Source organism: Photobacterium carnosum (genome assembly GCF_002849605.1).
In the GTDB taxonomy this organism is placed as follows: domain Bacteria; phylum Pseudomonadota; class Gammaproteobacteria; order Enterobacterales; family Vibrionaceae; genus Photobacterium; species Photobacterium carnosum.
The window spans coordinates 26440-38852 of sequence record NZ_NPIB01000007.1; the positions used below are offsets into that span (position 1 = coordinate 26440).

Below are 12413 nucleotides of genomic sequence, written 5' to 3' on the forward strand. Positions count from 1 at the left end.
TGTATCCATTTCACAATAAATTACTCACCATTTAATGAGCGCTTTTGTACACATTATTATTAAAGGAAGAAACGCACCATGTCGAAGGCTCGACGCTGCCCAGGCTGCGATTTACTTGTTTTACCCGCAACAGCGACTCAAGGACATAGTGCTTATTGCCCTCGTTGCCATACTCGACTCTATCGTGGTGGTATTGCGCGTTTTAATGCGGAATTAGCGATTGCATTAGCTTGTCTTATTCTTTATATCCCTACAATAAATTTACCATTAGTTACTATTCGCTTAGTCGGTCAAATGATCCCAGCCTCGTTGGCATCAGGAACCATAGCACTTGCTCCCACCTTCCCTTCTGTCGCTATCTTAATTCTTTTTTGTAGTGCCATTGCACCGTTGTTACTGATCTGTGCCGTTTTAGGCGCACAGTTCGCATTACGTTTTCGACACTTTCATATATTTAAAGTGTCGTTATGGATCCTTTCTCATTTAAAGCAATGGACAATGCTAGAGGTTTTCTTAGTCAGTTTAGCTATTTCATGTTTTAAAGTGCAAGAAGTGGCAGAAATCTATGTGGGTATAGGATTATATTGTTTAATCAGCATGCAGATTTTATTGTCGGTATTATTAACTAAAATCAGTGTTCGTCGTTATTGGGATGCATGGCAACCAGAAGATGAACATATCAGTGATAAGCTCGACACAGTCTGTCATTGCTGCCAATTAACCCAAGAAGCATTATCCAATTGCCGTCGTTGTGACAGCCAATTACATCATCGAGTCCCTAAGTCACTACAGAAAACATGGGCATATCTTATTACTGCCAGTATTTTCATTTTGCCCGCAAACCTTTACCCTATTTCTATCTTTATGAATAACGGTAAACGGATTGAAGATACTATTTTTTCAGGCGTTGCCGGATTAGTAAAAACAGGAATGATCAGTATTGCCATCATTATCTTTGTGGCAAGTATTGTTGTTCCTGTCGCTAAAATTATTGGGTTAGCATATATATTATTATGTATTCAATTCAAACAGCGTCACCAACGTCTACAACGTATGCGCATTTTCCGAATAGTGCATTGGATTGGCAAATGGTCCGTAATGGATCTGTTTGTAATAGCGATTATGGTCGCTTTAATCGATCGTGGACAAATTCTTGACTTCACACCAGGACCTGGGGCAATTGCTTTTGCCGTGGTCGTTATATTAACAATGTTAGCAGCTGAGAGTTTAGATTCACGTCTAATCTGGGACAAATATGAACAACGAACCAAATAATACACAACCACAACCGGTTAATATTCGCCGTGATCGTGGATTATCACCACTATGGTTATTACCCCTACTCGCGATCATTGTCGCTGGCTGGTTATTATATAAAGCCATTAATGAAGGCGGTGAACGTATTCAAATTCACTTTAATGATGCTGTCGGTTTAGTTGCAGGCCGAACGACTATTCGTTATCAAGGTTTAGAAGTGGGTATCGTGCGTGATGTGACATTATCTAAAGATCTTAAAAGTATCTATGTTTCTGCTGATATTTATCCAGAAGCAGTAAAAACATTACACACAAATACTCAATTTTGGTTAGTTAAACCAAAAGCATCCATTACCGGCATTTCAGGATTAGACGCTCTTGTGTCAGGTAACTACATTGCTCTTCAACCCGGTTCTGGTGAATTTGCAACAAAATTTACCGCGCTAGAAAATCAACCTGCAAATATGCCAGAACATAATGGCTTAACCCTACAATTAAAAGCCCCTAATTTAGGATCTCTGAGTATTGGTTCCCAAATTTTTTATAAAAAGATCCCTGTCGGTGAAATTTATAACTACACCCTTAGTACCAATAAAAAAGAAGTCTTAATTGACGCACTCATCAAACCACGTTATGTCAATCTAGTAACGAACAAAAGTCGCTTTTGGAATGTCAGTGGTGTGAATGCCAATATAGGCTTTAATGGTGTTAATGTTCAATTTGAAAGCCTCTCGGCACTCATTGCCGGAGCCATTGCCTTCGATTCACCCGATGAAGGTAAACCAATTGATGAGGGGCATTTATTTAACCTCTACTCTAATATTAATACTGCAGGTCGTGGAATAGCGATCACCATCACTCTGCCAGATAATAATAATGTCAGCAATTCAGGCGCTCCGATTATGTATCGAGGCTTACAAATTGGTAAAATTTCCAATTTAAAACTGGATGACAAAACCAATAAAATCATAGCCCATGCTGCAATAGAACCCAGTATGAGTGATTTACTCAACAGCGGTTCCCGATTATTACTCGAAGAAGCACACGTTTCACTTTCTGGTGTGAAAAATATCGGTAATCTTGTACGCGGCAATTACTTACGGTTAATTCCTGGTGATGGTAACAAAGCACGTCATTTTACCGCTATAACTCAAAACACACTGGAAGAACAACAACCAGGCGTTGCTATTTTCTCACTTTATGCAGATAAAAGTTATGGTGTAAAATCAGGCACTACATTGCGCTATCGTGGCATCGATGTTGGCCATATTACAACGGTAACACTCGATGGTGATCAGGTTCGATTTGATGCATTAATTCAGCCGCAATATACCCATTTAGTTCGCTCTCATAGCCGTTTCTTTATTGATGGCGGTATTGAAGCTAATATTAGTAACAATGGTATTGATGTTTCCATTCCCGCAGCAGATCAATTAATAAGTAGTGCAATAAGCTTTACAGCTAGCGGGAAACCGGGCATCAAAAAAAGCTATTCTCTATTCAAAAATAGACAGTTAGCTAAACTTGCCGATGAAAAATTAAAAGGCTTTACCTCTATTACACTTGTAGCAAAAAACTTACCGCCAATATCTGAAGGCAGCCCAGTGCTTTATCGTAATTTACAAGTTGGTGAAATCACCAGTTTTGCGCTTAAAACATCAGGAGTTGAGATAAAAGCTAATATACAACAAAAATATCGCCATTTAATTGATAACAATACTGTTTTCTGGAACCGTTCAGGCATTGAAGTCGAGGCTGGCCTTAATGGTGTTAAAATCAAAGCCGATCCCCTATCAACATTATTAAAAGGCGGTATCGCATTTGATTCCATTAACGGTGTCGTTAATCGTTCAGGCAATGACTATAAGCTTTACTCAAGCTTAGGCGATGCTCAACATTTTGGCATAATGATCACCTTAACGGCTGATGATGCCCGTTCTATATCAAAATCAACCGCGATTAAATATCAAGGTGTTGTTATTGGTAAAGTTGATAATATTGAACCAAACTTTGAGCGTAATAACGTCACCGTAACAGCACGCTTATTCCCTCAATATGCAAAAGTAATCGCACGTAAAAATAGCTATTTCTGGATGGTAAAACCAAAAATAAGTTTAAGTGGCAGTGAAAACTTAGACTCATTATTAAGCTCATACATTGCAGTACAACCCGGTAACGGTGCAAGTTCTCATAATTTCAAATTAGGTTCAGCTGAATTATTTGATGCAGGGAAAACCTTTATTCTTGAAAGTGAAGATCGCGGATCGGTTAGTGAAGGGACACCACTTCTTTATCGTGATATTCAAGTTGGCCAAGTCGTTAAAGTTACATTAGGTGCATTGGCTGATCGTGTTTTAATTACGGTTCAAATTGAACAAAAGTATCGTCACCTTGTTCGAGCTAACAGTATATTCTGGAATGCTTCTGGATTAAATGTCGATGTCGGTCTTACTGGCGCGAAAGTAAAAGCAGGAACGTTTGATAGCTTACTGCGTGGGGGGATCTCATTTGCAACACCAGAAACTCACCCTCTGGCGCAACAAGCAACACAAGGTAAACACTTCCTACTTAATAAAGAAGTTAACCAACAATGGTTAGATTGGCGCACCGCGATCCCAATTAAATAACCCTTGATACTGTAAATAAAAAAGGAGCATCTAATGCTCCTTTTTTGATCGCTTATTCTCTAATAAACACGGTTTTTGTACACAAAATAATAGTGAGCGTAAATCCCTATTTATCCCCCCACTTAGAAGCATAGATAGCCGATATAATTTTGTCCTTATTTAGTATAGAATCCCGACATTGCTAGTTTGACAGAGAGTGCTACCTTGCATCCTAATATCTATATTCCTGACGCTTTTATTGATCTCATCAAGCATACAATGCCAGAAAACCTGAGTATTGATGAGTTTATTAGCTGTTGTAAAACGCCGTTACGTCGCAGCATTCGCGTTAATACACTAAAAATAAGTGTGGCCGATTTTCTTACTCGCGTTGCTGATAAAGATTGGACGTTAACCCCTGTTCCTTGGTGTGATACGGGGTTTTGGATCAAACGTGAGGATGAAAAGAGCGTTTCATTAGGTAATACTGCCGAGCATATGGCTGGATTGTTTTATATTCAAGAAGCCAGCTCAATGATGCCGGTTACCGCTTTACTTGATAACAATGACGCCCTTGATTGCGTTCTTGATATGGCATCAGCACCGGGTTCTAAAACAACTCAAATTGCTTGTGCAATGCAAAACAAAGGCGCATTAGTGGCCAATGAACTTGCCGCAAGCCGAATTAAAATATTACACGCTAATCTGCAACGTTGTGGTGTTCATAACGCAGCATTAACACATTTTGATGGCTGTGTGTTCGGCACATGGGCACCTGAAGCGTTTGACTCTATTTTACTCGACGCCCCCTGTTCTGGTGAAGGCGCTATTCGTAAAGATGACGATGCCATGGCCAACTGGAGCCTTGAATCCATCGATGAAATTGCCGCAGTACAACGCAAGTTAATCGTTAGTGCATTCCAAGCATTAAAACCAGGCGGCGTTATGGTGTATTCAACCTGTACCCTTAACCAGCGTGAAAACCAAGAAGTCTGTTATTACCTTAAAGAAACCTTTGGTGATGCTGTTGAATTTGAATCTTTAGGGGATTTATTTGAAGGCGCACAAAAAGCATTAACAACTGAAGGATTCTTGCACGTTTATCCTCAGGTTTTTGATAGCGAAGGCTTCTTTGTTGCCCGCATTCGCAAACATGCCTCTGTTGATACTGATCCAGTTAACAAACGCATGGGTAAATTCCCATTCAATCAAGTTAAAGCCGATGAACAACAACTGATTGCTGAACAATTGAATATTGATCTTAATATTAGTTTATCGGCTAACAGTGATATTTGGTTACGTGATAAAGAAGTGTGGTTATTCCCAACACAAATTAAATCCTTAATTGGTGAGATTCGCTTCCAACGTATTGGCATTAAGCTTGCTGAACAACATAAGAAAGGCTATCGCTGGCAACATGAGGCGATCATGACGCTTGCAACAGGTCATGAGTCAGTTGCCATCGAGTTAACCGCACCACAAGCCAAAGAGTGGTTTATGGGGCGAGATATTCGTCCAGAAGATCTAACAGGTAAAGGCGAAGTAATCGTTACTTACCGTGATTACCCTATTGGTATCGGAAAATGGGTTGGAAATCGTATCAAAAATGGCTTACCTCGTGAATTGGTACGCGATACGAATCTATTTGATATTTGATCAAATCCAAGATTCTGATAACTATTAGTACTTTATTGATGAAACCAATAATTATTTTTTATAAAAACTGGAAAATCATCAAAGCTAAACTAATATTGATAGTGTAATCAAATTCCAAATATAAGCCAGTTAGCGTAAGGCTCGTCACTGAGCCATTCCCCTAAGCCCGACACAGGAATCGTTTCGGGCTCTTTTTTTGCACACTTTTCCCTTTTCTAACACCCTTGTTAAACATGCTCAATTAATCAAGAATATAACCATTAATACCCTCTCACCTCCCGTCACAGATACTCACCGTAAAATGACAACGTAATTCTGATTATTCATCATAGAATTGAAAATTTACAGTTGTAACATTAGAGCTAAGTTAGAAATAGGTAAAAAAAAACCTGAGCATATTGCTCAGGCCTTGATCAGATAACAATCATAAAATTAATTATGTTTATGCGCTGTGATTTCTGCTTTTCTAAGATCTTTAACGTTTTTACTAACGTCACGGCGTTCTTTAGATAGCTCTGCACTAATAATAATATGATCATCAACACGATCTTCATAATCGTTTTTCATATTTTCAATGATTTCTAAAATTTGATCATGGGTCATATCTACTTTGATATAATCCAACATGTTTTCTAGTAATTCTACACGCTTACGGTTATCACGAACTTTACGGTCATTATCTAAAATTTCGCGTTTAAGTTTGTTTTTACGACGAGCCTGACGAACAAGTTCAAGGATGTTGTTCATGTTTTGTCCTTAGTCTGAAAATAAAGCCTTATGAAACTGATTTAATGCTAATAATTAGGAAAAATGCACTTCCTAGTACATAACCGTCGAGTCTCAGTTCTTTTCTAAAATCGTTATATCAGAAAATCCGCTGTAAACTCAAGTAATACCCGAAGATTATCGTCTAGGTGGTGCGTTAACATACGCTTAAAGGTTCCTTCTTGTCTGAATTATGCTCTTTCTATTATTATTTGCTTTGATTTCGTTCAAGAAATATTTGAGATTATTATCGATACACAAGACATTTAAGTGAAATATCCAAGAAAGAATAATGACACCACGATTATTCTTTCTTTTACTCACAAAAATAATCAATTTGATTTGCAAATTACCGATCAGCGCCTAGTCTTCATAGTAGACCAGTACTTATTTACAATTAAGCAATCTGAACAAGGATATCTTCGCTGTCATCTTCATGATCAGCAACAGAGTTCAACACTCAAATCGCTCCGTAATCAAATATTGGCTATACCGTGTGATGAATAGATTGATCAGGAGACAACATGTCAAAAGCAACAGGTACCGTTAAGTGGTTTAACGAAGAAAAAGGGTTTGGTTTTATCACTCAAGATGACGGCGGTGCTGATGTATTTGTACACTTCCGTGCGATTAGTGGTGATGGCTTTAAAACCTTAGCTGAAGGCCAAAAAGTGTCTTACGAAACAGAGCAAGGTCCTAAAGGTCTTCAAGCAACAAATGTTGAAAGAGCTTAATAAATTAACCTTAAATATCTACAAAAACAAAGGGCTTATTCAGCCCTTTCTTTCAATTCAAACTACATGTCGAATAAAAATTCCAATTCTACTTTATTAAATACCCTTTCCTACCATACTCACATGATAGCATAACCGTATAACATGTTATTTTGTTAAAGTGGTCACATTATTAGCTTGTTATTAAAAGAGAAACTTGCCCTTTCAATATGAAAATGGCCTAATACTCATGGTTTATTAAAGGCCTATTTATGCAACAAATTGAAAGAGAAAACTTCGATACACTGTTCAAATGTTCACAGTTGTCCTGAAGCGCTTCATTATTCTTTTGTACATAAGTAAAACAGCGTAATGTGCGCTACTAATTTATTTTTCAGGAGACATCACATGTCTAAAGCAACTGGTATCGTTAAGTGGTTCAACGATGAGAAAGGTTTCGGTTTTATCACTCAAGACAATGGCGGCGCTGACGTATTCGTTCACTTCCGTGCTATCACAGGTGAAGGCTTCAAATCTCTAGCTGAAGGTCAAAAAGTTTCTTTTGACGTTGAGCAAGGCCAAAAAGGTCCTCAAGCGGCTAACGTTGAGCTTGCTTAATTTTTCAATGAACAGTTGAAAGAAGTAAAGGGTATCTTAGGTACCCTTTTTTATATCTATTATTTATCCAACAACAACTTATTCCACCACGTACATCATTTTAACGCGTGGTTGACCAATACCAAAATAATCATTTTCTTGCTCGATATCAGTAAAACCTAATTGTTGATACAATTTCTTTGCATGGTTATCTGGATGAACGGTCAACCATAGTTTTTTGCATCCGGCCAGCGTTGTCATACCTTCTTGCATCAATTTCTTACCTACGCCTCGCCCCTGTACGCTAGTATCAACGGCCAATGCAAGTATCCAGCCCTCTAGTAACATTAACGACAGATCATTAAACTGAGGCGCACACAGCACATAACCAACAACGTTATCTTGATGACGAGCGACCAATAAGCCAGTAGGCCAACAATCATAAGCTTGGCGAATAAAAAAATCAGGATAACAATGATCGCCAAACAATCGCTGTTCTAACTGATACACCGCTTGTAGATCTTCTTTTTTAGCTACATCAATTATTATTGTCTGAACCACATTATTCCCTGTGTATTATTTTTATGATAAGTATAAAAAAGCCAGCGTCGAATAAACGACACTGGCTTTATAAAATAATAATAACTAATTATTATTTATCTGCACGGCTCATGAACTTGTGTTCAGCTGTGTTGATTTTAATTCTTTCGCCATTTGCAATGTACTCAGGAACTTGAACAACAAGACCTGTAGACAATGTTGCAGGCTTAGTACGAGCACTTGCAGATGCGCCTTTAATTGAAGGATCAGTCTCAACAATTGTTAGCTCTACTGTTGCAGGTAGTTCTAATGCAACTGGTGCACCATCTACAGTCAATACTTCAATACCTTTAGTATCTTCAGTAATGAACAGTAATTCTTCTGCAATTGCGTCTTTAGTGAAAGTGTATGGCGTGTAGTCTTCATCATCCATAAACACATATTCTTCACCATCGATGTATGAGAAAGATGCTTTCTGACGACTAAAATCTGCCAACGTAATCATTTCATCAGCTTTGAAGCTAACATCTGATTTTGAACCCGTTGCAACATCATAAATACGCATACGGTAAAGACTTGCACCTGCACGACCACTAGGCGTTAGCTTAGTAATTTCTTTAACTAAAGCTACTTTACCGTTAAGTTCAATAGCAGCAAATTTTTTAATATCACTAGCCTTTGGCATGATCATTATTCCAAAAATAAATAGTGGTGAGAAATTACACCAAGATACAGATTTATAGCAAGTAATATGATAGTACAGACTCTATTTTTTTGCATTGTTCTACTAACATGGTCAATAGATAGACAAGACAATAATCAGATATTCTTATTACCCTCTTGTTATTACTTTATATCGAGCAGATTTCATAAAGCATAAAATAACCACTATCTTATGGTAGAACTAATTCACTAATATCCGTTAATACCCAAGCGTTATTATGTTCTTTAAAACCAATTTTAGAATAATACCCTTCGGCCTTGGGTGCCGACAATAAAACGATTTTACACGTCTCTGCCACAGATTCTGCCGCCACTAAAATAAGATACTTATCAATTCCCATTGATTGAACACTTTCATCAACAGCAAGATCAGACACATAACAACAACAATGAAAGTCTGTCAGTGCACGGGCAATACCAACAAGTTGATCATCAACCCATGCCGTTACAATTAAATTACTATTGTCTAGCATCTCTTTGATTATAATTTCACTTTCAGTAGATCTACACTCACATAATACTGATTTATTCACCAATTCAATATACTGACTTGATGTAATAGGACAATTAACTTTATATTCTATTTCCATTTTCACCCTTCACACTGATACTATTATATTAATTCTATGTAAGCCGATTAATAAATCCGAAAAATACAGCCTAGATACTACACTATATCGCAAATGTATCGCTTTAATCTTACCAATTAATTTATCAGAGCTTAGCTTTATGTATCAATGTGAAAATTGAAGGGTATGAACATTTAAAAGAAGTAAAAAAGAAGCATAAAAATAGCAACGTAATATTGATTATCACGTTGCTAATGAGATTTTACTTACTTTCAGATGTATAGCTAGAATATGAACAGTAATAACAACCATTTGATTGAGGATATATTTTTTTTGCGGCGTCTAAAGCAGTACTACATGCCGTATGGTAACCAAGTACATCACAATTATTTAAATTAGGGCTATGGCTACATGTTGCTGTATGAATTTCATGATCGCCGTTATCTTGCGCATTTTTATCAACATAAAACAAACTCATAATAACCTCTGAATATTAGTATTCTTAAACCAAGACATTACTCCTATCAAATTATAGGAGATACTTAATAATCCTAATAATTAGATTTACATCACTTTCATTGAAAAATATTAACCCTTAAATATTAATACTGTGATTTGCTCGATTTATTTAAACATTACCCTAATATATTTTTATCTTATTATTTTAATCCATGTCACTCTAACTCAACTTCATCAGATAAAGACTGTGTTTTTAATGCAAATATAGCCAAAATAAAGGCAACAACAGCAACTGCTGCCATAACCAAATATGTAGTATTAAAACCAGATTCTAACAGTTTAGTCTCAACGCCAGCCAAACCATTTGCACTATCTGCTAATGCATTATCAGGCAATTGAAAATGGAATATAGCAGAACAAACAGCCACACCAATCGCACCACCTAACTCACGGCCGAAATTAAATAATGACATTCCGATACCACGATCTCTTGGCGGTAACACATTTTGTACAACAACACTTAACGCTGGCAAGGTAAAGCCAAGTCCAAGACCCGCAAAAATAAGTGCTAATTTAACTTCAAAATCAAAATGTAATTGCCATAAAGCCAATGACGTCATTAAAAATCCGATCATGACAAAAATTTTATAATTACCCCATCGCGCAATCGACTTACCACCAATAAACGCCCCTGTTGTAATACTAAACATAAAAATCATCATAAATAATCCACTCTCTGATGCTGTTAGCCCTTTTTGCCATTGAAGCTGTAAAGGGAAATACACTAACACTGCAAACATCAGTAACTGTGAACATAAAATCAAACTTACGCTAACTAAGTAGCCAGGTAAACGCGCTAAACGTGCAGGAAGAATTGGATCTTTTGCGAATTTTTCAACAATATAAAGTAAAACTAATGACAATAATAAAGCACCTGCAACCCAACCTATTGGAAGTTGTGACTCTGGCGATAATAGTAATAATACCAATGTTGTCACACTAATAAGCAGTGCTGCGCCTTTCCAATCAAATGGTGATTTTCGACCTTTACTCAAATGGGATAGATTACGATTAACCATCCATAAAGCAAGAATCCCTAGTGGTAAATTAACCCAAAAAATCCAGCGCCAATTAAGATGTTCGGCAAAGAAACCACCCAATAACGGCCCTGCAATACTTGAAACAGCATAGACAATGGAAATATAACCCTGATATTTACCTACAATACGCGCAGGAATACTGTCGGCAATGACAGTAAATGCTAATGCAATTAAACCACCACCACCAAGCCCTTGTAAAACACGACTAGCGATTAATTGCCCTAACGTATCCGATAAACCACAAGCGATAGATCCCAACATGAATAGAACAATACTCACATTAAGCATTTTTACACGCCCGAAAATATCACTTAATTTACCATACACAGGAAGCACTGCTGTTGCTGCCAATAGATAGGCAGTCACTACCCAGGTTAATGCCTGCCCTGCATTTAAGTCTTGGCCAATAATAGATAATGGTGTAGTAACAATACTTTTCTCTAATGAACCTAAGGCAATAACAAGTGCAACACTGGCAAATATTCTTTGGGGCGACATTCCTTTTCCTTTATTTAAGTATACAAATACAACGCACTGTATTGTTTAATTATATTTAAAAACATCATCATCAAAACAGTTTGAATAATTTGTTAATATATAAATAAAATCAATCAATACCCTATTCCAACACCTATATTAATACTTGCTCTTTAATAATGGTCATTACACCTTGGTCATTATTACTTGGGGCGTGAAAACGGGCTAATTGTTTAATTTCAGGATGGGCATTATCCATTGCATAACTGAAATAAGTTTCTTTTAGCATTTCAACATCATTTAAAAAGTCACCAAAACTCATACTTTCTTCAAATTTAAAATCAAAAATACGTTGTAATTCTTTAATTGCAGTACCTTTAGATGCCGTCTTATGCATCACATCTAGCCAAATTTTCGCACTGATAACAACTTGATGAGTCTGTGAATATAATGGTGCTATAATAGGATATACCTGTTGTTCAGTACCATTAAAATTAAGTACCGCAATCTTAATAAATTCATCATCAACAGCCAGTAAATCATTAACAAATTCAAGATTATGGTAATATTTTTTAATTTCTTCTAGTGCCTGTATATCTGTTGTTTCAGTATAAGCAGAATTTTTACCGCAGAGAATAATGAAAGTATTATCAATGGTTTTAATGCTATTAATAATAGTATGAATTTCTGATGTTGGGATAGTTGAACTATAGAGTTCTCTTCCTTGGTACATCACTAACGTACCGTTTTCAGCAATAAACAACATCTTGTCTTTAATTGGCTCAAAAGTATTCACTAAACTTTGATACTGTCGACCTGATGCCGCAGCAAAGAGAATATTTCGAGCATCAAGCTCATTGAAAACGTCGTAAAAATCAGTAGGCAAGACCTTGTCGTCACTCAATAAGGTGCCATCCATGTCTGTTGCGATAAATTTGATTGAAGATGTCAT

General features: G+C 36.9%; 12 protein-coding genes. 5 read left to right on the forward strand and 7 right to left on the reverse strand.

The features are described 5' to 3' along the window. Window positions 1-78: 78 nt before the first annotated feature. From CIK00_RS07890 to rsmF, 3 genes are all read left to right on the forward strand, one after another. Window positions 79-1275: a paraquat-inducible protein A gene (locus CIK00_RS07890; protein ID WP_101768348.1), complete on the forward strand. Its 1197-nt coding sequence runs from the start codon at window positions 79-81 to the stop codon at window positions 1273-1275. Beyond that, a complete protein-coding gene (locus tag CIK00_RS07895) occupies window positions 1256-3883 on the forward strand; it encodes an MlaD family protein (protein WP_101768349.1) in 2628 nt (875 codons plus the stop codon). The genes CIK00_RS07890 and CIK00_RS07895 overlap by 20 nt, the downstream gene beginning before the upstream one ends. Window positions 3884-4087: 204 nt before the next feature. Further along, on the forward strand, window positions 4088-5518 hold the full coding sequence (gene rsmF, locus CIK00_RS07900; RefSeq protein ID WP_101768350.1) for a 16S rRNA (cytosine(1407)-C(5))-methyltransferase RsmF: 1431 nt from the start codon (window positions 4088-4090) through the stop codon (window positions 5516-5518). 432 nt (window positions 5519-5950) lie between these two features. On the opposite strand, the gene CIK00_RS07905 is transcribed toward rsmF, so the two are convergent. Then, on the reverse strand, window positions 5951-6265 hold the full coding sequence (locus CIK00_RS07905) for a DUF496 family protein (RefSeq protein ID WP_101768351.1): 315 nt from the start codon (window positions 6263-6265) through the stop codon (window positions 5951-5953). Window positions 6266-6807: 542 nt separating this feature from the next. Here CIK00_RS07905 and cspE (CIK00_RS07910) point away from each other — a divergent pair. Then, window positions 6808-7017, forward strand: coding sequence for a transcription antiterminator/RNA stability regulator CspE (gene cspE, locus CIK00_RS07910; protein WP_101768352.1), 210 nt, complete (start codon window positions 6808-6810; stop codon window positions 7015-7017). 387 nt (window positions 7018-7404) lie between these two features. After that, window positions 7405-7614, forward strand: coding sequence for a transcription antiterminator/RNA stability regulator CspE (gene cspE, locus CIK00_RS07915; protein WP_101768353.1), 210 nt, complete (start codon window positions 7405-7407; stop codon window positions 7612-7614). Between the two features lie 78 nt (window positions 7615-7692). Here cspE (CIK00_RS07915) and CIK00_RS07920 read toward each other — a convergent pair whose 3' ends face one another. The 6 genes from CIK00_RS07920 to CIK00_RS07945 form a co-directional block, all read right to left on the reverse strand. Next, the gene (locus CIK00_RS07920; protein WP_232575597.1) at window positions 7693-8154 is read right to left on the reverse strand and encodes a GNAT family N-acetyltransferase; all 462 of its coding nucleotides are present in this window, start codon (window positions 8152-8154) and stop codon (window positions 7693-7695) included. 91 nt (window positions 8155-8245) lie between these two features. Then, window positions 8246-8818, reverse strand: a complete 573-nt coding sequence (gene efpL, locus CIK00_RS07925) for an elongation factor P-like protein EfpL (RefSeq protein ID WP_101768354.1) — start codon at window positions 8816-8818, stop codon at window positions 8246-8248. Window positions 8819-9026: 208 nt separating this feature from the next. Next, entirely contained in the window at window positions 9027-9446 is a 420-nt protein-coding gene (locus CIK00_RS07930) for a GNAT family N-acetyltransferase (RefSeq protein WP_101768355.1), read from the reverse strand. A gap of 241 nt (window positions 9447-9687) precedes the next feature. Next, window positions 9688-9903, reverse strand: a complete 216-nt coding sequence (locus tag CIK00_RS07935; protein WP_101768356.1) for a hypothetical protein — start codon at window positions 9901-9903, stop codon at window positions 9688-9690. 196 nt (window positions 9904-10099) lie between these two features. Beyond that, complete coding sequence (locus CIK00_RS07940) at window positions 10100-11482, reverse strand: MDR family MFS transporter (protein WP_101768357.1); 1383 nt, start codon at window positions 11480-11482, stop codon at window positions 10100-10102. A 133-nt stretch (window positions 11483-11615) separates the two neighbouring features. Further along, the gene (locus CIK00_RS07945; RefSeq protein WP_101768358.1) at window positions 11616-12413 is read right to left on the reverse strand and encodes a Cof-type HAD-IIB family hydrolase; all 798 of its coding nucleotides are present in this window, start codon (window positions 12411-12413) and stop codon (window positions 11616-11618) included.

Bases quoted from the DNA above. Each gene is read 5' to 3' on its own strand.
- CIK00_RS07890 (WP_101768348.1), top strand. From the start codon at position 79: ATGTCGAAGGCTCGACGCTGCCCAGGCTGCGATTTACTTGTTTTACCC.
- CIK00_RS07895 (WP_101768349.1), top strand. From the start codon at position 1,256: ATGAACAACGAACCAAATAATACACAACCACAACCGGTTAATATTCGC.
- CIK00_RS07905 (WP_101768351.1), bottom strand. From the start codon at position 6,265: ATGAACAACATCCTTGAACTTGTTCGTCAGGCTCGTCGTAAAAACAAA.
- cspE (WP_101768352.1), top strand. From the start codon at position 6,808: ATGTCAAAAGCAACAGGTACCGTTAAGTGGTTTAACGAAGAAAAAGGG.
- cspE (WP_101768353.1), top strand. From the start codon at position 7,405: ATGTCTAAAGCAACTGGTATCGTTAAGTGGTTCAACGATGAGAAAGGT.
- efpL (WP_101768354.1), bottom strand. From the start codon at position 8,818: ATGCCAAAGGCTAGTGATATTAAAAAATTTGCTGCTATTGAACTTAAC.
- CIK00_RS07930 (WP_101768355.1), bottom strand. From the start codon at position 9,446: ATGGAAATAGAATATAAAGTTAATTGTCCTATTACATCAAGTCAGTAT.
- CIK00_RS07935 (WP_101768356.1), bottom strand. From the start codon at position 9,903: ATGAGTTTGTTTTATGTTGATAAAAATGCGCAAGATAACGGCGATCAT.
- CIK00_RS07940 (WP_101768357.1), bottom strand. From the start codon at position 11,482: ATGTCGCCCCAAAGAATATTTGCCAGTGTTGCACTTGTTATTGCCTTA.
- CIK00_RS07945 (WP_101768358.1), bottom strand. From the start codon at position 12,413: ATGACATCTTCAATCAAATTTATCGCAACAGACATGGATGGCACCTTA.